General features: G+C 66.9%; 17 protein-coding genes and 1 other RNA gene. 6 read left to right on the top strand and 12 right to left on the bottom strand.

Translation table 11 applies throughout. From position 1 onward, the window contains the following. Positions 1 to 11 precede the first annotated feature (11 nt). On the top strand, positions 12 to 953 hold the full coding sequence (locus CMV14_RS11360) for an L-threonylcarbamoyladenylate synthase (RefSeq protein WP_066959003.1): 942 nt from the start codon (positions 12 to 14) through the stop codon (positions 951 to 953). A 158-nt stretch (positions 954 to 1,111) separates the two neighbouring features. Here the strand turns inward: CMV14_RS11360 and msrA are convergent, their stop codons facing one another. Beyond that, the gene (gene msrA, locus CMV14_RS11355) at positions 1,112 to 1,657 is read right to left on the bottom strand and encodes a peptide-methionine (S)-S-oxide reductase MsrA (RefSeq protein WP_066959002.1); all 546 of its coding nucleotides are present in this window, start codon (positions 1,655 to 1,657) and stop codon (positions 1,112 to 1,114) included. A 117-nt stretch (positions 1,658 to 1,774) separates the two neighbouring features. On the opposite strand from msrA, the gene CMV14_RS11350 reads away from it, so the two are divergent. Next, positions 1,775 to 2,176: a VOC family protein gene (locus CMV14_RS11350; protein WP_066959001.1), complete on the top strand. Its 402-nt coding sequence runs from the start codon at positions 1,775 to 1,777 to the stop codon at positions 2,174 to 2,176. A 7-nt stretch (positions 2,177 to 2,183) separates the two neighbouring features. Here CMV14_RS11350 and rnpB read toward each other — a convergent pair. The 9 genes from rnpB to CMV14_RS11305 form a co-directional block, all read right to left on the bottom strand. Next, an RNA gene (gene rnpB / locus CMV14_RS11345) (RNase P RNA component class A) lies at positions 2,184 to 2,551 on the bottom strand. A 276-nt stretch (positions 2,552 to 2,827) separates the two neighbouring features. Continuing rightward, on the bottom strand, positions 2,828 to 3,541 hold the full coding sequence (locus CMV14_RS11340; RefSeq protein ID WP_066959000.1) for an N-acetylmuramoyl-L-alanine amidase: 714 nt from the start codon (positions 3,539 to 3,541) through the stop codon (positions 2,828 to 2,830). Positions 3,542 to 3,581: 40 nt separating this feature from the next. Further along, a complete protein-coding gene (locus tag CMV14_RS11335) occupies positions 3,582 to 4,427 on the bottom strand; it encodes a CheR family methyltransferase (protein ID WP_066958999.1) in 846 nt (281 codons plus the stop codon). Beyond that, positions 4,418 to 5,503, bottom strand: coding sequence for a chemotaxis-specific protein-glutamate methyltransferase CheB (gene cheB, locus CMV14_RS11330; RefSeq protein WP_066959314.1), 1,086 nt, complete (start codon positions 5,501 to 5,503; stop codon positions 4,418 to 4,420). The genes CMV14_RS11335 and cheB overlap by 10 nt, the downstream gene beginning before the upstream one ends. A 66-nt stretch (positions 5,504 to 5,569) precedes the next feature. Continuing rightward, entirely contained in the window at positions 5,570 to 5,938 is a 369-nt protein-coding gene (locus tag CMV14_RS11325; RefSeq protein WP_066958998.1) for a response regulator, read from the bottom strand. Between the two features lie 79 nt (positions 5,939 to 6,017). Then, positions 6,018 to 6,449 carry a chemotaxis protein CheW gene (locus CMV14_RS11320; RefSeq protein ID WP_066958997.1) on the bottom strand — a complete coding sequence of 144 codons (432 nt, stop codon included), beginning with the start codon at positions 6,447 to 6,449 and terminating at the stop codon, positions 6,018 to 6,020. Between the two features lie 2 nt (positions 6,450 to 6,451). Beyond that, positions 6,452 to 8,983: a chemotaxis protein CheA gene (locus CMV14_RS11315; RefSeq protein WP_066959312.1), complete on the bottom strand. Its 2,532-nt coding sequence runs from the start codon at positions 8,981 to 8,983 to the stop codon at positions 6,452 to 6,454. A 131-nt stretch (positions 8,984 to 9,114) separates the two neighbouring features. Next, positions 9,115 to 9,741, bottom strand: coding sequence for a histidine phosphotransferase family protein (locus CMV14_RS11310; RefSeq protein WP_066958996.1), 627 nt, complete (start codon positions 9,739 to 9,741; stop codon positions 9,115 to 9,117). Positions 9,742 to 9,801: 60 nt separating this feature from the next. Continuing rightward, complete coding sequence (locus CMV14_RS11305) at positions 9,802 to 10,200, bottom strand: M67 family metallopeptidase (protein WP_066958995.1); 399 nt, start codon at positions 10,198 to 10,200, stop codon at positions 9,802 to 9,804. Between the two features lie 17 nt (positions 10,201 to 10,217). Here CMV14_RS11305 and CMV14_RS11300 point away from each other — a divergent pair, with 17 nt between their 5' ends. From CMV14_RS11300 to mtgA, 4 genes are all read left to right on the top strand, one after another. Continuing rightward, complete coding sequence (locus CMV14_RS11300; protein ID WP_066958994.1) at positions 10,218 to 11,174, top strand: RluA family pseudouridine synthase; 957 nt, start codon at positions 10,218 to 10,220, stop codon at positions 11,172 to 11,174. 102 nt (positions 11,175 to 11,276) lie between these two features. Then, positions 11,277 to 12,182: an RNA polymerase sigma factor RpoH gene (rpoH, locus tag CMV14_RS11295; protein WP_066958993.1), complete on the top strand. Its 906-nt coding sequence runs from the start codon at positions 11,277 to 11,279 to the stop codon at positions 12,180 to 12,182. A 188-nt stretch (positions 12,183 to 12,370) separates the two neighbouring features. Continuing rightward, the gene (locus CMV14_RS11290; protein ID WP_066958992.1) at positions 12,371 to 13,864 is read left to right on the top strand and encodes a hypothetical protein; all 1,494 of its coding nucleotides are present in this window, start codon (positions 12,371 to 12,373) and stop codon (positions 13,862 to 13,864) included. Positions 13,865 to 13,877: 13 nt separating this feature from the next. Further along, on the top strand, positions 13,878 to 14,573 hold the full coding sequence (gene mtgA / locus CMV14_RS11285; protein WP_066958991.1) for a monofunctional biosynthetic peptidoglycan transglycosylase: 696 nt from the start codon (positions 13,878 to 13,880) through the stop codon (positions 14,571 to 14,573). Positions 14,574 to 14,744: 171 nt separating this feature from the next. On the opposite strand, the gene CMV14_RS11280 is transcribed toward mtgA, so the two are convergent. Both CMV14_RS11280 and CMV14_RS11275 read right to left on the bottom strand, forming a co-directional pair. Continuing rightward, entirely contained in the window at positions 14,745 to 15,083 is a 339-nt protein-coding gene (locus CMV14_RS11280; RefSeq protein WP_066958990.1) for a YbaB/EbfC family nucleoid-associated protein, read from the bottom strand. Further along, a complete protein-coding gene (locus tag CMV14_RS11275) occupies positions 15,080 to 16,738 on the bottom strand; it encodes a DNA polymerase III subunit gamma/tau (protein ID WP_066958989.1) in 1,659 nt (552 codons plus the stop codon). Before CMV14_RS11275 ends, CMV14_RS11280 begins: the two co-directional genes overlap by 4 nt. Between the last annotated feature and the right edge of the window lie 10 nt (positions 16,739 to 16,748).

Here is a 16,748-nt window from a genome sequence, read left to right as displayed (position 1 = left end):
AGCGGCGCGGCGTGACCCAGACCCGTATCCTTCCCGCCGACCAGGCCGGCCTGACCGAGGCGGCCGCGCTGATCCTGCGCGGGCTGCCGGTCGCGGTGCCGACCGAGACGGTCTATGGCCTGGCCGGGGACGCGACCTCGGGCGAAGCTGTCGCGGCGATCTATGCCGCCAAGGGCCGGCCGAGCTTCAACCCGCTGATCGTCCATGTCACCAGCCTTACCATGGCGGAGCGGGTGGCATCGTTCAGCCCCCTCGCCCGCCGATTGGCCGACAGCTTCTGGCCGGGTCCACTCACCATGGTCCTTCCGGCCACGGCCGGTTCACCCGTCGCCAGCCTCACCACCGCCGGCCTTCCCACCATCGCGGTGCGGATGCCCGCCCATCCGACGATGCGCGCGCTGATCGAAGCGGCCGGGCGCCCCCTCGCTGCTCCCTCGGCCAATGCCAGCGGATCGATCAGCGCCACCCGCGCCACGCATGTCGCCCGGTCACTGGGCGGGCGGATCGCGCTGGTGCTCGACGCCGGGCCGACCGAAGTGGGGATCGAATCGACGATCGTCGCGGTCGAAACCGATCGGCTGCGCCTGCTGCGCCCCGGCAGCATCACCGCCACGATGCTGGCGGACGTGGCCGGCGTTCCGGTCGAAGCCACCGATACGGGGGCGATCGAGGCCCCGGGCCAGATGACGAGCCATTATGCCCCGTCCAAGCCGGTGCGACTTGAGGCGACGACGGCGCGGGCCGGCGAATATCTTGTCGGCTTCGGCGAGGTGACGGGCGACGCAAGCCTGTCCCTGCGCGGCGATCTCATCGAGGCGGCGGCCCGGCTGTTCGACCTGCTCCATGCCGCCGATCAGTCCGACGCAATTGCGATCGCCGTCGCTCCTATCCCGCATGACGGGCTGGGCCTCGCGATCAATGACCGGCTGAAGCGAGCCGCGGCGCCGCGTTGAAGATCCTCGCTATCGCAACGCGATGGGGCGGGGGACCATTCGCAGCACGAATGGTGGAGCCCCCCCGACACCCGGTCGGCGCGCGACGTCAGAGGTGGGATACCCCTCCACCACTCTTCGAGTGGTCCCCCTCCCCGTCCTTCGGACAGGGAGGATCCTTACACTTTCGCGGAATCCTTCAGCCGCGCGGCATAGCTCTTGCGGAACTTGGCGAGCTTGGGCGCCACCACCATGACGCAATAGCCGTTGCCGGCGCCTTCCCGCGCGAAATATTCCTGGTGATAATCCTCCGCGACATACCAGGGCGCGTCGGGCTCGATCGTGGTGACGATCCGGCCCGGCCAGTCGGGCCGGGCGCGCTCGATCGCTGCCTTGGCTTCGGCTTCCTGCTCGGGTGAGTGCGGGAAGATCGCCGACCGATATTGCGTCCCGACGTCATTGCCCTGCCGGTTGAGCTGGGTCGGATCATGGACGTGGAAGAAGATGTCGAGCAGTTCGCCATAGCTGATCACATCCGGATCGAAGGCGATGCGGATCGCCTCGGCATGGCCGGTATCGCCGTTGCAGACCTGCTTGTAGGTCGGGTTCACGACATGGCCGCCAATATAGCCGCTCTCAACCGTATCGACTCCGATCACATCGTCGAACACGGCCTCGACACACCAGAAGCAGCCGCCCGCGAGCGTCGCGATTTCCCGAGCCATATCGTCCTCCGTTCCTGCTCCGGAAAGATAGGCGTCCGCCGCCAAGATGCAACGCAGGCGACGATGGCGCGCGGCGGCTTTTGCTCTTAATCTGATCTCATCGCAGGGAGAGACGCCATGCCGACCGATGGAATCGACCTTCGCCACGCCGCCACGCCGGTGGCCTTCCTCTATGCGAGCGACCGGGATCGGGCGCTCGATTTCTACCAGCGAACATTGGGCCTGGAACTGCACAGTTCCGATCCCTTCGGCGACTTCCTCGTCGCGAACGGCATGCTGATCCGGATGACGACGATGCCCGACCACAAGCCGGGGCCCCATCCAGCGTTCGGCTGGGACGTCGCCGACATCGAGGCGGTGGTGACGGCGCTGCGCGAACGTGGTGTCGCTTTCCTGGTCTATGAAGGCATGGGCCAAGATGCGCTCGGCATCTGGACCGCCCCCGACGGCGCGGCGCGGATCGCCTGGTTCAACGATAGTGAGGACAATCTGCTGAGCCTGTCGCAGACCGGCGGCTGAGCCGGAAAACACCAGAGGGCCTGTAAGCCGGGTTCTGTCCACCGTCTCGCGACGGATGGGCGGTCATTCCTCTAGGGCCGGGCTCGCGTCCGGCCTCCAGCAATCAACCCGGACGACCGGGCGGAGTGGCCCATATGCCGTCCCTATTCGATCTTGCTCCCGGTGGGGTTTACCATGCCGTTCCCGTTGCCGGGCCCGCGGTGCGCTCTTACCGCACCCTTTCGACCTGGCCCGGAGCCGAAGCCCGCCGGGTGGTCTGCTTTCTGTGGCACTGTCCCTGGGGTCGCCCCCGCCGGGCATTACCCGGCACCGTCACTCCTTGGAGCCCGGACTTTCCTCCCCGCATCGCTGCGCGGCGACCGCCCGGCCCTCTGGTGTGGGGGCTGGTAGAAGGTTTTGGGCGGTGCCTCAAGACGGAGTCTTTTGTTTGCGCCCTCAGGCGCCGGGCGGCCGGCATCCGCCGGCCTTGGCTTTCCTCGCATAAGCTCGGGCGCGCGTTCGCGCTTGCGGAGCCTTGTCAGGCTCCGGCGACAAGCTCAGCGTCGGGGTGTGCCAACGCCCCGCAAGGCCAAAGGCCACCCGAGCTTATTGCGAGGAAAGCCAAGCGAGGCGGATGCCTCGCGCCCGGCGCCTGAGGGCGCAGAAAAACACTCAGATGTTCTTCTTCGGCTCAAGCAGTTCGTCGCCTTCCCGATGCAGCAGCAACCGCAAGAGGATCGCGCGGCATTCCCCATCAGCGATCCCGTCGATCGTCTCGGGGCGGAAGCGGCGCTGGAAGGCGGTGACGGCGGCGGGGCCGTCGCTGACGTCGTAGCCGAAGCGTTCGAGGGCGAGCAGGAAGCCGCCCGGCGTCCAATGCGGATCGGCAAGCCCATGCCTGGGGCGGCGTAGCGCGAGACCCAGCTTGGCGAGCAGTTCCCAGTCGAACAATTCGCCCGGGTCCTGCTTGCGGCGTGGCGCGACATCCGAATGGCCCACGACATTGGCTGGTTCGATCGCGTGACGATTGGTGATGCCCGATATCAACGGGATCAGCGCGTCCATCTGCGGCTTCGGGAAGGGGCGATAGCCGAACTCATGGCCCGGATTGACGATCTCGATGCCGACGCTCGCCGAATTGACGTCGGTGATGCCGCGCCAAAAGGCCTGGCCGGCGTGCCAGGCGCGGCGCTCCTCCGGCACCAGCCGCAGCACCTGCCCGTCCTCGGCGACGAGATAATGGCTGGAAACCTTGGCCTCGGGATCGGTCAGCCGCGCGATGGCAGAGGCTGCGTCCTGCATGCCGGTATAGTGGAGCACGAGCATCGTGACCGGCAGGGTCCGCTCGTCATGGTTGGGTGACGGGCAGTCGATGATCTCGCTCATATCCTCCCTTTAGCGGGCTCGGCGGCCGGCGCGCAACGGATCAGGCGGCGTTGGTCAGGCTGCCATAGGCGGCAGGGCGATAGACCATCGGCATATCGGGATCGCTGGCGAATCGGCTGGAGCAGTCGCGGGCCGTCTCCCCCGCCCCCAGCAGCAGCGCGCCATCGGGCGCGATCGCCAGCGCAAGCCCCTCGAGCATCTGGTGCCTGCGCTCCGGGCTGAAGTACAGCAGGGCATTGCGGCAGAGGATAAGGTCGAAACGCCCGCCCGCCGGGGGAGGACCGAGCAGATTGTGGCGGGTGAAGCTCACCATCGCCGCGATCTGCGGCTTGGCGCGCCAGCCGCTATCCACGACATGATCGAACCAGGCGAGCAGTTGCCGGATCGGTAGCCCTCGCTGCACCTCGAACTGGGTGTAGAGGCCGCCCCGTGCCTGGGCGACCGCCGATCGCGATATGTCGCTGCCGATGATCTCGATCTTCCAGCCCGCCCAGCGTTCGCCCTGCTCGGCGAACATCATCGCCAGCGAATAGGCCTCCTGCCCCGTCGAACAGGCCGCGGACCAGATGCGGATCCGCTTTTCGCGCTGGCGATTCGCCGCGATGCGCGGCAGCAGTTCGTCGCCGATCAGCCCGAAAACGCCCGGATCGCGATAGAAGCTGGTCTCGTTGTTGAGCAGCGCGTCGATCGTATCGAGCGACAGTTCGGGATTGGCGCCGCGCTCCAGGGTCATCGCAAGCTGGTCGAAACTGTCGATGCCGCGCGCCTTGCAGAAGGGGGTCAGCGTCGTGCCGATCCGCCAGAATCGGTCCTGCGAAAGCGTCTGCCCCGTGGCCTGCTCGAACAGGCGCGCGATCACCATGGCAGCGCGCGGGCTTACTTCCACGCCGCGCCCGCCATGTTGCGGTTGCAGACGTGGCGCGCCAGTTCCTCGGGCGGCATGACCAGCGAGGCGAGCCCCGCCTGCGCCACCGAGCCCGGCATGCCCCAGACGACCGAGGTCGCCGAATCCTGGGCGAGTATCTCGGCGCCCGCCTTGACCATCGCCTCGGCGCCGATCGTGCCGTCACGGCCCATGCCGGTCAGCACCACGCCGACGCCCTCGCCGCCGAAAATCTCGGCTACGGCCTCGAACATCGGATCGACCGAAGGCATGCACCGGCTCGGCGCGGGTGCCGGATCGATCCGCACCACGATCCGCGATCCGCTGCGCGCCAGCCGGATATGCCCCTCCCCCGGCGCGACCAGCATCTGGCCGGGCACTAGCGGGGCACCGTCCGTGGCGACCGATGTCGGCCGCCCGGCGATATCGCGCAGTTGCGCGGCGAAATAGGGCATGAAGGGCGGCGGCAGATGCTGGGTGATCAGGATCGGCGCGCGGAACTCAGGCGTCAGCCGTCTCAGAAAGGCCGACAGCGCGTGAAGCCCCCCCGTCGACGCACCGATCGCCAGACAGGATATCTTGCCAGACCGCGCGGCCCGCAGCGCGACGATCGGCGCGGGCGTGACGGGACGGGGCGCCGCATCGGGCGTCTTGCTGGGAAAAGCTCGTTTCTGATCGTGATTGGCATGGCCGATGCGCAGCAGCGCATCGATGAACTTGTGCGCGAACTCCCCCGCGAAATTGCCGGCGGTCGGCTTCAGCAGAGTGTCCGCCGCGCCAAGGGTCAGCGCACGCACCGTGGCGGAGGCGCCCGCCTCGGCGGCCGAGGAGACGATCAGCACGCGCGCGCCATGGCTGGCTTCGAGAATCTCGGGAAGGGCGGTCAGCCCGTCCTTGCCGGGCATCTCGACGTCCAGCACGACGATGTCGATATCGTGGGTGCTGAGGAACAGGATCGCCTGGTCTGCGGTGGGCGCCGCACCGGCTATCTCGAATTCGGGCCGCCCGTCGAGCAGCCTTGCCAATACCGTCCGCGCGACGAGGGAATCGTCGACCAGCAGGACGCGGATCGGGCGCACCGTGGAACGCCCGCCATCGGCGAGGCCCACCCGGATGCCGGCGCTGAGTCCCCCCGAGACACAGCGTCAGGCCACGCCGACCAGTTGCAGTTTGCTCTCCAGCGTCTCGCGATCGAACGGCTTCATCATATATTCGTCGGCGCCCGCGTCGATCGCGGCGCGGATATGGGCGACATCGTTCTCGGTGGTGCAGAAGACGACCTTGGGCCGATTGTCGAAGCCCGATGCGCCCAGCGAGCGCAGGAACTCCATCCCGCTCATCACCGGCATGTTCCAGTCTAGCAGGATCACGTCGGGCAGGTTGCCCGCCTCGCAGCGATCGAGCGCTTCGCGCCCGTCCCCGGCTTCCTCGACGTTGAAGTTGAGCGCTTCCAATATGTGACGGGCGACCTTTCGGATCACCTTGGAATCGTCAACTATCAGGCAGGTCTTCATCACTGTCTTCCGTCTTGGATCAGCTTCGCCGCGATCTTATCGCGAAAGGTGTAAGCGCGCCGTTAATGGCCCAGATGGCTCAGGCCGCCAGTTCCAGCGGGCCGGCAATCATCGCCGCGACATCGATCAGCAGCAGCGGCTCCCCGTCATGCTCGAGAACGCCTTTGGAATAGCGCGCCCAACCGTTGGAAAGCAGCGCACGAGGCTGGCTCGGCACCCCGTCCATCGCGATCACGTCGTCGACATCATCGACGAGCAGTCCGTAAAGATGGCCATCGACATGGACGATCACGGCCTGCTTCTCGCCGGGCTCGCTGCGGTCGCCGCCCAGCGCCGCCATCGTATCGATCACGGTGAGCACCCGGCTGCGCAGCGCGAACAGGCCGAAGACATGGGCGGGCGCGCACGGCACCGGCGCGATCTCGTCGACCTCGACGACCGATTCGACGAAGGCGGCCGGCAACGCGGCGCGCTGGCCGGCGATTTCGACGATAAGATAGAGATCGTGCATGCTCAGGCGCTCCGCTTGTTCCAGTGGCGACGCAGTTCCTCCGCCAGGCCGATACGGTCATAACGCCACAGACTGCCCGGCGAACCGCCGCGCTCCTCCATGCCCTGCCGCAGCCGCAGCACCGCCCCCGCGCCGACCTCCGCCGGATGGTCGGAGCTGTCGGCCATGATCACCAGATCGGCGGCAGCCGCTCCCTCCTCTTCGGAATAGATGACGGCATAGCCGGCGCTCTCCACCAGCGGCGCCAGCACCTGGCGGGTCCAGGGGTCCTCATCCGACAGCAGGCAGACCGGGCGCTGCTCGGCCTTGGCCTCGGCACCGAGGCCCTGAGCGAACAGCCAGAAGGCGTCGAGGAATTCGACCGGGCGTTCCTCCACAAGCATCACTCCGGCCACGGGGCCCGGAATCATGCTGCGTTGAAGCTGGATCGAGACCGGAACGATGTCGATGACGCTGTCGATCGCATAGGCCAGCTCCTCGAGCCCGTCGCGCATGCGCAGCACACGGACCTTGGCCTCGATGATCGGCGCGCCACAGGAGACCAGCGGCACCAGCCGCCCCTCGATGTTGAGCCGGGCCCGGCCGGCGCTGTTGCTGATCGATCCGGCGTAGCAATCCTCGATCCGCTCCACGAGCGCGAGGGGAATGCCGCGCTCGATCCCGTCGAGATCGCGGAACAGCAGCACCGGCACCGCGCCGCTTTCCTGCCGCTCCTCCTCCTGGTCCTCGGCAGCCGCCTCGGCCTTCTCCTCGCGGCGCACGCCGGCCTTCTCGGCGACGCCGGCGACGTCGAGCAGCAGCATCGGACGGCTGTTGTCGGGTAAGGTCGTGCCGCCGTAGATTCCGCAGGCCATCACCACGGGCGCAGCGGGCTTGACCACCAGTTCCTCATGGTCGTGCACCGCATCGACCGCGAGCGCATAGCGGGCGCCGCCGGACAGCTTGAGCACGACGAGATTGGTCTGCTCGCCCTGATCGACAAGGCCGATCACATTGTTGAGCGATACCACCGGAAGCCGGCTGCCACGGATGAACACGATCCTCGCGCCGCCCAGTTCGCCCATCCGCACCGCCTCGCCGCCGATCCGCACGATCTCGTCGATCGCCGAGCGGGGGATGGCGAAATGCTGGCCGCCGCTGCTGATGGTGAGCGCGGGGATGATGGTGAGGGTAAGCGGTACGCGCAGGGTGAGGCGAAGCCCCTGCCCCGGTCGGCTCTCGATATCGACGAGACCGCCGATCCGTTCGACGTTGGCGCGGACCACGTCCATGCCGACGCCGCGTCCCGAAATGGCGGTGACCGCCTGTGCGGTCGACAGGCCGGGCTCGAAGATCAGCTCCAGCTTGCGATCCCAGTTGAGGGTGGCGGCGCGCTCCTGGCTGAGGATACCGGCGCTGATCGCCTTGGCGACAAGCCGGTCCGCATCGATGCCGCGGCCGTCGTCGATCACCTCGATCAGGATCTGGTTGCCGACCTGGCGGGCGCTGACATGGAGACGGCCGGCGACGGGCTTGCCGGCGGCGGCGCGCGCCTCCGGCGTCTCGATACCATGGTCGATAGCGTTGCGGACGATATGGGTCAGCGGATCGCGGATCATTTCGATCATCTCGCGATCGAGCTCGACGTCGCCGCCGTCGACCTCCAGCATCACCTGCTTGCCGAGTTCGGCCGAGATGTCCCGGACCATGCGCGGCAACGCGGTGAACAGATTCTCGACCCGCGCCATGCGGGTGCGGGTGATCGCGTCCCGCATCTCGGCGATGCACTGCGACAGCCGCTCGAACGAAACGTCGGTCGCCGAATCGGCACCGCCCTCGCGCAGGCGGCGGGCAAGCTCGTTGCGCGCCAGCACCATATCCGACACGCCCGCCATCATCCGGTCGAGCAGGTCGACGGGCAGGCGGATGGTGCGGGCGACAGCGCGCGGCGTCTGGGCGCCGGTCGAGGGCGTCGCGGGTGCCTTGGCGGCGGGCGCGGCGACGGGTGCTGCGACAGCCGTTTCGGGTTCGATCGCGGGTTCGGCTTCGTCGATCTCCTCGATCGATATTTCCCCCACCTCCGCAATCGCGGCCAGGGCCTCGGCAAGGATGTCCGCCTCGGACGCGACCGGGGCGGGTGCGGGTTCGGGCGCGGCTTCGGGCTCAGGCGCTGCGGCCGGCGCATCGGCCTGGGGCTGAAGCGCCGCGATCAGGGCGACATCGTCGGCTTCGGAGATGAAGGCGCCGCTCTCGATCGCGTCGGTCAGTTCGGCGATCCGGTCGATCACGCCCAGCACGGCGCTGACCAGCGCGGCATCGGGGCGGCGGCGGTCACCACGGCAATCGGCGAGGACATCCTCGGCCGCGTGGCTGAGCTTCTCCAGTCGCGGCAGATCGAGAAAGCCGCAGCTTCCCTTCACCGTATGGACGAAGCGGAAGATCGCATCGAGGCGTGACCGGTCGTCGGGCGCAAGCTCCCAGGCGACGATCTCTCCAGACAGGGCTTCCAGCGTCTCGCGGGTTTCCGCGACGAAATCGCCGAGCAGATCGTCCATGGCACCTTCCCGAACCGAATATTCGGAAAGGGTCATGACGCAACATGGTTAAGGCCGGGTTTACGGTGACGTGGAATTCGACCCGAACCCGATGACGAAATTGGGATGGGATCGCCCCGTGCCGGCAGGATTTATGACGGCAGCGTCGCCCCGATCATCAGCACGCCATCCTCGGGCTGCGACGCCTGCACCGAGCCGCCCGCCTCGCTGACCAGCATATGCACAAGCCATGCAGCCGAGGTGCGCGGGCTGAGGAAATCGGGGTCAACCTCGCCCAGCAGCGCGTTCCGGATTTCGGGATCGAGGATCAGCCGCGGCCCCTCGGCACGGATCACGACCTCGCCCCCTTCGGCGCCGATATCAAGCTGGCCGCCGCGCACCAGCGCGTCGCCCGCGATCAGCGCGAGGTTCAGCAATACCTTGATCGCGGCCTTGGGCAGCGCCGGGGCCTCGACCATCCAGCCGAGCCGGATCTTGCCGTCGCCATGCAAGCCTTCGATCGCGGCCTTCGCCTCTCGCGTATCGACCATTTCGGCGAATCCGCCCGCAGACCCGAACGCGAGACGGAAGAATTTGAGCCGATTGGCGGTCGCCCGCGCGCTGTCCGCCAGCAATTCCATGCAGCGCTCGCGCATCTCGGGATCAGTCTCGTCCGCGAGCAGTTCCAGCCCATTGCCGAGCGCGCCGACCGGCGAGAGCAGATCATGGCACAGCCGCGAACAGAGCAGGCTCGCAAACTCGGCCGAGCGATTGACCATGGGAATTCCTTCAAGGCGAGGTGGGTCGCGTCTTTTGGCAAGCGCCGCGCGCCAGCGCAATCAAGGATTGCGGTGGTCCGAGAGGTTGACGGGATCGAAACGGCCGTCGGCCCGCGCGCGCCAGCACCGCGCCTCGCCGTCGCCTATGATGATCCAGTAGCTCCCGGGCTCGGCCATCGCGGCATCGCGCGCCGAGGGCGAGGCCGGCCCGCGCGGGTGGGAATGATAATGGCCGACAAGCGACGGCCCACCGTTCCGCGCGGCCTTGTGCGCGGCGATCAGCGCCATGGGGTCGATCTCGAAACTGTCCGCCGGATCGGCGGCAACATTGGCGCAGGGCCTCACCTCGGTGACTTCGCCCGGCCCGCCCAGCAACAAGCCGCAGATTTCCGCGTCCGGGCTCGCGGCGGCCGCCCGCAATATTTCGTCGATCGCCGCTCTTGATATCGTCAGCACCATCTCCACATCGGTACAAGATGACCGGGGGGAAATCGACCTTGCACGCCGTCGTGCCACTGGAAGCCGAAGGATGGCGCCTCGATCGCGCCCTCGCCGCCGCGCTTCCCACCCTCTCGCGCGAGCGGCTGAAGTCGCTGATCTCCTCCGGCCAGGTGAGCAATGCCGAAGGCGCGCTGGCCCGCGATCCGGCGATGAAGGTGGCGCCGGGCGCCCATTTCGCGGTGGTCGTGCCTGATCCTGCCCCGGCTCATAACGAGGCCCAGGACATCCCGCTGAACGTCGTGTTCGAAGACGAGCACCTGATCGTGATCGACAAGCCCGCCGGGCTGGTCGTCCACCCCGCCGCCGGCAATCTTGACGGAACGCTGGTCAACGCCCTGCTCCATCATTGCCGGGGCAGCCTGTCGGGGATCGGCGGGGTCGAGCGCCCCGGCATCGTCCATCGCATCGACAAGGACACGTCGGGGCTGATGGTCGCCGCCAAGACCGATCCCGCGCATGTCGGCCTCGCCGCGCAGTTCGCCAAGCACAGCATCGACCGTCGCTACCGGGCATTCGTCGCGGGCTCCCCACGGCTTGCCGAGGGCACGGTCGACGCGCCGCTCGCCCGTTCGGCCAGCGATCGCAAGAAGATCGCCATCGTGAAGGACGGGCGCGGCAAGCGCGCGGTGACCCATTACAGCGTTCTCCAGCGCTTCCGGAATGCAGCGCTGGTCGAATGCCGGCTGGAAACCGGGCGAACCCATCAGGTGCGTGTGCATATGGCGTCGCTGGGCCATCCGCTGCTCGGCGACCCGGTCTATGGCCGGCCCCGGCCGGAACATCGCGATATGCTCAACCGTTTGAATTTCAAGCGCCAGGCGCTTCACGCCGCTCGATTGGGGTTCATCCATCCGGTGACAAGCGCGGCTTTATGTTTCGATAGCGAAATTCCACAGGATATGCAGGATTTGTTCAGCGAACTGAAAAATTAGCTGCTATATATGTTACCAATCGGTACGGGGCGATTCTCCCCGAGCCGGAAGTAAAGGGTATGCGGTGCGCCTTCCTGCGCCGCGATGGGAGTAAGATTGATCATGGCAAGCGGAAAGAACGTGCCAGCCACGATTCCCGCACTGAGCGGGGAGCAAAGCCTCAACCGCTATCTGGCCGAGATCCGGAAATTTCCTCTTCTGAAGCCGGAAGAGGAATATATGCTCGCTAAGCGCTTCCAGGAGCATGGCGATCCCGAGGCGGCCACCCGGCTCGTCACCTCGCACCTGCGCCTCGTCGCCAAGATCGCGATGGGCTATCGCGGTTATGGTCTGCCAGCGAGCGAGCTGATCTCGGAAGGAAATATCGGCCTGATGCAGGGCGTGAAGAAGTTCGAGCCCGATCGCGGCTTCCGCCTCGCCACCTATGCGATGTGGTGGATCAAGGCTTCGATCCAGGAATATATCCTGCGGTCGTGGAGCTTGGTGAAGATGGGCACGACCGCCGCGCAGAAGAAGCTGTTCTTCAACCTGCGCCGGATGAAGTCGCAGCTCGAAGCGTTCGAGGATGGCGACCTCAAGCCCGAGGACCTGAAGAAGATCGCAACCGACCTCGGCGTGTCCGAGGAGGAAGTGACCAACATGAACCGTCGCATGAGCATGGGCGGCGACGCCTCGCTCAATGTGTCGATGCATGAGGACGGCGAGGGCCAGTGGCAGGACATGCTGGTCGACAACGGCCCGCTGCAGGATGAGCGCCTGGCGGATGCGGAGGAAAAGTCGGTCCGTCACAACATGCTCAACGAGGCGCTCGCCGCGCTCAACGACCGCGAGAAGCATATCCTGGTCGAACGGCGGCTGGTCGACGAGCCCAAGACGCTCGAGGAACTGAGCCAGGTCTATGGTGTCAGCCGCGAACGCGTCCGCCAGATCGAGGTTCGCGCCTTCGACAAGCTGCAGAAGGCGATGATGCGCATCGCCGGCGAGAAGCGGCTGCTGCCGGCGATGTGAACGCGACGAAACCGGACTTTCCAAGGGCGCCTGCGGGCGCCCTTTCTTTTTCCCCTGCCGCCGGAGCCGCCGCAGGCCAGGCGCGCAAATCGATCAACTGGGCGCAAGGCGGCATTCTGGCCGCGCACATAGCCCTCTGTGACGTGGCCCACTGACAGCACGCTCCAGCGCTGATAGGGTCGCTGCCGATGATGGGGGACGAAACAGAGGCAAGGCCAGGTTCGCTCGGCATAGCCGCAGCGGTGGCGCTGGCTATCGTCTCAACGGCGCTGGCCGCGGCCGCCCTGCTCGAAGGGCCCTCGCTCGACGATTACTGGACGCTGTGGCTGTCCAATCCCGCCATCCCGATCGAAAGGCTGGCCAACACCCACTGGATCCAGGACATCAGACCCCCGCTGTTCGACGCGTGGGCGTCGCTGCTGTCGCGCATCGGCCTCACCTCCATCCCCATTGCCCGGCTGGTATCGAACCTCCCCGCCCTGATCCTGCTGGTCTATGCGACGCGCCGCTTCAGCAAGCGCCTGCCCGAACATGGCCCGTTCCATGCCATTTTCCTGCTGCTGATGCTCTCCACCCCCGCGACCGCGCAGGCCTTCGGCGTCTATCGCGGCGATTTCTGGCAGCTCTGCGCCTTCTCGGTGCAGGTCATGCTCGCCCGCCACGTCATGCTGGTCCAGCAGGACTATCGCGGCCGCGACGATGGCCGGCTTGCCCTGATCGCGATGCCGGCCACCTTCCTTGCGATCACGCTCGATTATGGCGGCGCGCTGTTCGGCGGCGTCATCGCGATGGTGACGATGCTCGCCGCGATCGCGCGGGGGTTGAGGCGCTGGACGCGGTCGCTGCTGATCGTCACGGTCGCTGCCGTCGCCACGGTGGTCTACATGATCTCCTGGCAGAACAGTGCCTGGGTGAGCAGCTTCGATCTCTTCCAGAACTGGATAGAGATGGGGAGCGGATCGACCTTCACGATCGTCTTCGCGCTGCTGTTCGGGACGATCCTGCATAATCCCATCGCGGTCGCGGGCGCCTGGCTGGGCCGGCAGCGCTGGAACAAGGGCGATATCGGCTTCGCGGCGCTCCTCGCCATCGCGCTGGCGGCATCGCTGCTGGCCGTCACGCAGATCGATGCTCAGCGGCGGCTGGTCACGTCGAGCAACACCGCCGATATCGCGGTGATGGTCGCGGCGCTGATAGCGATCGCGGGAAATCTGATCGCCGATCGCAAGATGTGGATGACCGCATTGTCGGTCGTCGCCGCCGTGGCGACGATCGTGGCCGTTACCGGCAACAGCCTGGGCGGCGCCTGGCAGACCGGGGCCAAGCAACTATCGCGCATGGCCCAGGATTGCCCGGGTGCGCCGATCTACGCGGCGTCGGGCTGGCGGCTCGACGACGGCAGCGGATCGCGGGCCGCACGGCGGGAGGAGCCGGTCTTCACCCTGGGCTACCGGCGGCTCGGCGCCGCGCACGGCTTCGACCCCATCATCCTCCATCCCGACAAGCCGCTCGCGGTGGCGCCCGGCCGCTGCCCGGTGCTGATCTGGATCGAGCAGGTGCCGGCCACCAAACGGATCAGGAAGGAGAAGCTGCTCGGCCAGATCGGCATCACCGGCCTGGACAAGGCCAAGCTGGAGCTGATCCGCACCAAAAGCGGGCTTATCGTCCGCGCCGAGCGCTGATATTCGGCCATCGATGGCTCAACAGACCCTTGCCCGCCGCGCCCTCCGCTGGACGATCCGCGCGCTCCTCGTTTTCCTGATCGGCTCGATCCTCTGGGTGGGGCTGTATCGCTTCGTGCCGCCGCCAGTGACGGCTACGATGCTCGCCAATGCGATCGACGGGCGCGGCATCACCAAGGACTGGATGCCGCTGGACGAGATGTCCCCGAACATGGCGCGCGCCGCGATCGCCGCCGAGGACGGCAATTTCTGCACCCATCACGGCTTCGACTTCAAGGCGATCCAGAAGGCGATGGAGAGCAATTTCCAGGGCGACCGGCGCATCCGCGGCGGCTCGACGATCAGCCAGCAGACAGCCAAGAACGCCTTCCTGTGGCAGAATGGCGGCTATTTGCGCAAAGGTCTGGAGGCCTGGTTCACCGTCCTGATCGAATTGCTCTGGCCCAAGCAGCGGATCATGGAAGTCTATCTCAACATCGCGGAGACGGGGATCGGCACCTATGGCGCCAATGCCGGAGCGATGCGCTATTTCCGCCACGACGCCGCACGCCTGACGCGGGCCGAAGCGGCACGGATCGCCGCGGTGCTGCCCCTGCCCAAGAAGCGCGAGGCGATCTCGCCCTCCGGCTTCACCCGCCGCTATGGCGACCGTATCGCCCGGCGAATCGGCCAGGTGCAGCGCTATGGGCAGGACAGCTGCTTGAAATAGCTGGCGAACATCATCGCCCCATCTCGTCTGCTGAACTTGTTTCAGCATCCACCGATCGACGGGGGCGAACCAACAGGTTCAGCCGCGGCGCTGAAACCTCATGGCTTGGATATGCGGCTTGGTTGATCCTGAATCAAGTTCAGGATGACGCTGCGGCTGGAACCGTCGACGTCAGCTGAACGGCATCTTGAAGCCGGCCGGGAGCGGCAGCCCCTGGGTCAGCTTCGCCATCTCCTCGTTAGACTTGGCGTCGGCCTTGGTGCGGCAATCGTTGATCGCGGCGGCGATCAGGTCCTCGAGCATCTGCTTCTCGGACGCGACCATCAGCGAATCGTCGATCGACACGCCGAGGATGCGTCCCTTGGCCGTGGCGCGGATCTTGACGAGGCCGCCGCCCGAGGCGCCCTCCACCTCGATCGTGTCGAGGACGGTCTGGGCCTGTTCCATCTGGGTCTGGATCGTCTGCGCGGCGTTCTGCGCGGCAGCGATCATTTCCTCTAGGCTTTTCATGATGCGAGACTCCGTGGTTCGGGGGCGCTGTAGTCGATCAGCTCGGCTTCGGGAAAGGCCTGAAGCGCGGCCTGGACCAGCGGGGATTCGAGAACGGCGGCACGCGCCGCGTCCTTTTCGGCATTGGCGCGCTCGAACAGCGAAGGCGCGCCGGTCTCGGCGGTGAGCTCGATGGTCCAGCGCACTCCGGTCCGCTTGAGCAGCACCGCGCCGAGATCGGCGGCGAAGCTGGCCGGCAGACGCGGATGACGGGTGATCGTCAGCGCGTCGCCCTCCAGCCGCACGATCGCCGCATAATCATGGAAGAGCTGGGCGAGCAGCGCATTGTCTCGCAGCAGCAGCGCGTGGAGGCCCTTCGCACTGTTCGGCAGGGCCTGCGCCTCGACGGCGGGCGCGGGGGCGGCGGGCGCAGACGGCAGGGGCGCTGCCATCGCCGGTGTCGGCGCGGGCCCCGACGTGGGCGCGGAAGCAGATATGGGAGCCGGGGACGGGCTCAGTTCGCCCGAGGCGAGCTTGCGCACCAGTTCGCCGGGATCGGGGAGCTGGCTGGCATGGACCACACGCAGCAAGGCCATCTCAGCCGCCTCGATCGGCATCGCCGCCGACTGGACCTCGCCATGGCCCTTGAGCAGCAATTGCCACAGCCGGTGCAGCGGCGCGAAGCCGAGCCGGCCCGCCCATTCGGCATAGGCCTCCCGCTCCTCGACCGAGAGCGCGGGGTCCTCGGTCCCCGCCACCTTGGCGCGGGTTACGCCGTGACAGGTTTCCAGCAGCCCGTGCAGCATCGCCGCCGGCTCGACACCCAGATCATATTGGCCGCGCACCGCCGCCAGCACCGCCTGCGCATCGCCCTTCAGCAGTTCACCGAACAGTCGCCGGATCGCGCCACGGTCACTGAGGCCCAGCATGTCCCGCACCTGCGCCGCCTCGACCTTGCCCGACCCATGGGCGATCGCCTGGTCGAGGATCGACAAGCCGTCGCGCGCCGACCCTTCGGCCGCGCGCGCGACCAGCGCCAGCGCCTCGGGCTCGGCCTCGACCTGCTCGGCATCGACGACGTGCTGGAAATGGGCGGCAAGCTTGTCGGCCGGGATGCGCCGCAGATCGAAACGCTGGCAGCGCGACAGCACGGTGATCGGAACCTTGTTCACCTCGGTCGTGGCGAACAGGAATTTCACATGGGCCGGCGGTTCCTCCAGCGTCTTGAGCAGGCCGTTGAAGGCCGGCTTCGACAGCATGTGGACCTCGTCGATGATGTAGATCTTGTAGCGCGCCGAGACCGAGGCATAGCGCACCGCCTCGATGATCTCGCGGACATCGTCGATGCCGGTATGGCTGGCGGCGTCCATCTCGACCACGTCGATATGCCGCCCCTCGGCGATCGCGACGCAGGGCTCGCAGACGCCGCAAGGGTCGATGGTCGGCCCGCCCTGCCCGTCCGCACCGATGCAGTTCAGCGCCTTGGCGATCAGCCGCGCGGTCGATGTCTTGCCTACGCCGCGCACCCCGGTGAGCAAGAAGGCGTGCGCCAGCCGGCCGCGCCGGATCGCATTGGCGAGCGTCGTCACCATCGCGTCCTGGCCGATCAGTTCGCTGAAATTCTGCGGCCGATATTTGCGCGCGAGGACGCGATAGGGAGTCGGGGATTCGGACATGACGGGAGCT

Origin of the sequence: Rhizorhabdus dicambivorans, assembly GCF_002355275.1 — a bacterium.
GTDB classification, from domain to species: domain Bacteria; phylum Pseudomonadota; class Alphaproteobacteria; order Sphingomonadales; family Sphingomonadaceae; genus Rhizorhabdus; species Rhizorhabdus dicambivorans.
Note: the sequence above shows the minus strand (reverse complement) of the source record. Positions and strands in the feature narration are given on the sequence as shown.

Coding starts and splice junctions, on each gene's coding strand:
- CMV14_RS11310 (WP_066958996.1), bottom strand. CDS start 9,741: ATGGTCAATCGCTCGGCCGAGTTTGCGAGCCTGCTCTGTTCGCGGCTG.
- CMV14_RS11290 (WP_066958992.1), top strand. CDS start 12,371: ATGATGGGGGACGAAACAGAGGCAAGGCCAGGTTCGCTCGGCATAGCC.
- CMV14_RS11275 (WP_066958989.1), bottom strand. CDS start 16,738: ATGTCCGAATCCCCGACTCCCTATCGCGTCCTCGCGCGCAAATATCGG.
- CMV14_RS11280 (WP_066958990.1), bottom strand. CDS start 15,083: ATGAAAAGCCTAGAGGAAATGATCGCTGCCGCGCAGAACGCCGCGCAG.
- CMV14_RS11325 (WP_066958998.1), bottom strand. CDS start 5,938: ATGAAGACCTGCCTGATAGTTGACGATTCCAAGGTGATCCGAAAGGTC.
- CMV14_RS11315 (WP_066959312.1), bottom strand. CDS start 8,983: ATGGACGATCTGCTCGGCGATTTCGTCGCGGAAACCCGCGAGACGCTG.
- rpoH (WP_066958993.1), top strand. CDS start 11,277: ATGGCAAGCGGAAAGAACGTGCCAGCCACGATTCCCGCACTGAGCGGG.
- CMV14_RS11305 (WP_066958995.1), bottom strand. CDS start 10,200: ATGGTGCTGACGATATCAAGAGCGGCGATCGACGAAATATTGCGGGCG.
- mtgA (WP_066958991.1), top strand. CDS start 13,878: ATGGCTCAACAGACCCTTGCCCGCCGCGCCCTCCGCTGGACGATCCGC.
- msrA (WP_066959002.1), bottom strand. CDS start 1,657: ATGGCTCGGGAAATCGCGACGCTCGCGGGCGGCTGCTTCTGGTGTGTC.
- CMV14_RS11320 (WP_066958997.1), bottom strand. CDS start 6,449: ATGCACGATCTCTATCTTATCGTCGAAATCGCCGGCCAGCGCGCCGCG.
- CMV14_RS11340 (WP_066959000.1), bottom strand. CDS start 3,541: ATGAGCGAGATCATCGACTGCCCGTCACCCAACCATGACGAGCGGACC.
- CMV14_RS11350 (WP_066959001.1), top strand. CDS start 1,775: ATGCCGACCGATGGAATCGACCTTCGCCACGCCGCCACGCCGGTGGCC.
- CMV14_RS11300 (WP_066958994.1), top strand. CDS start 10,218: ATGACCGGGGGGAAATCGACCTTGCACGCCGTCGTGCCACTGGAAGCC.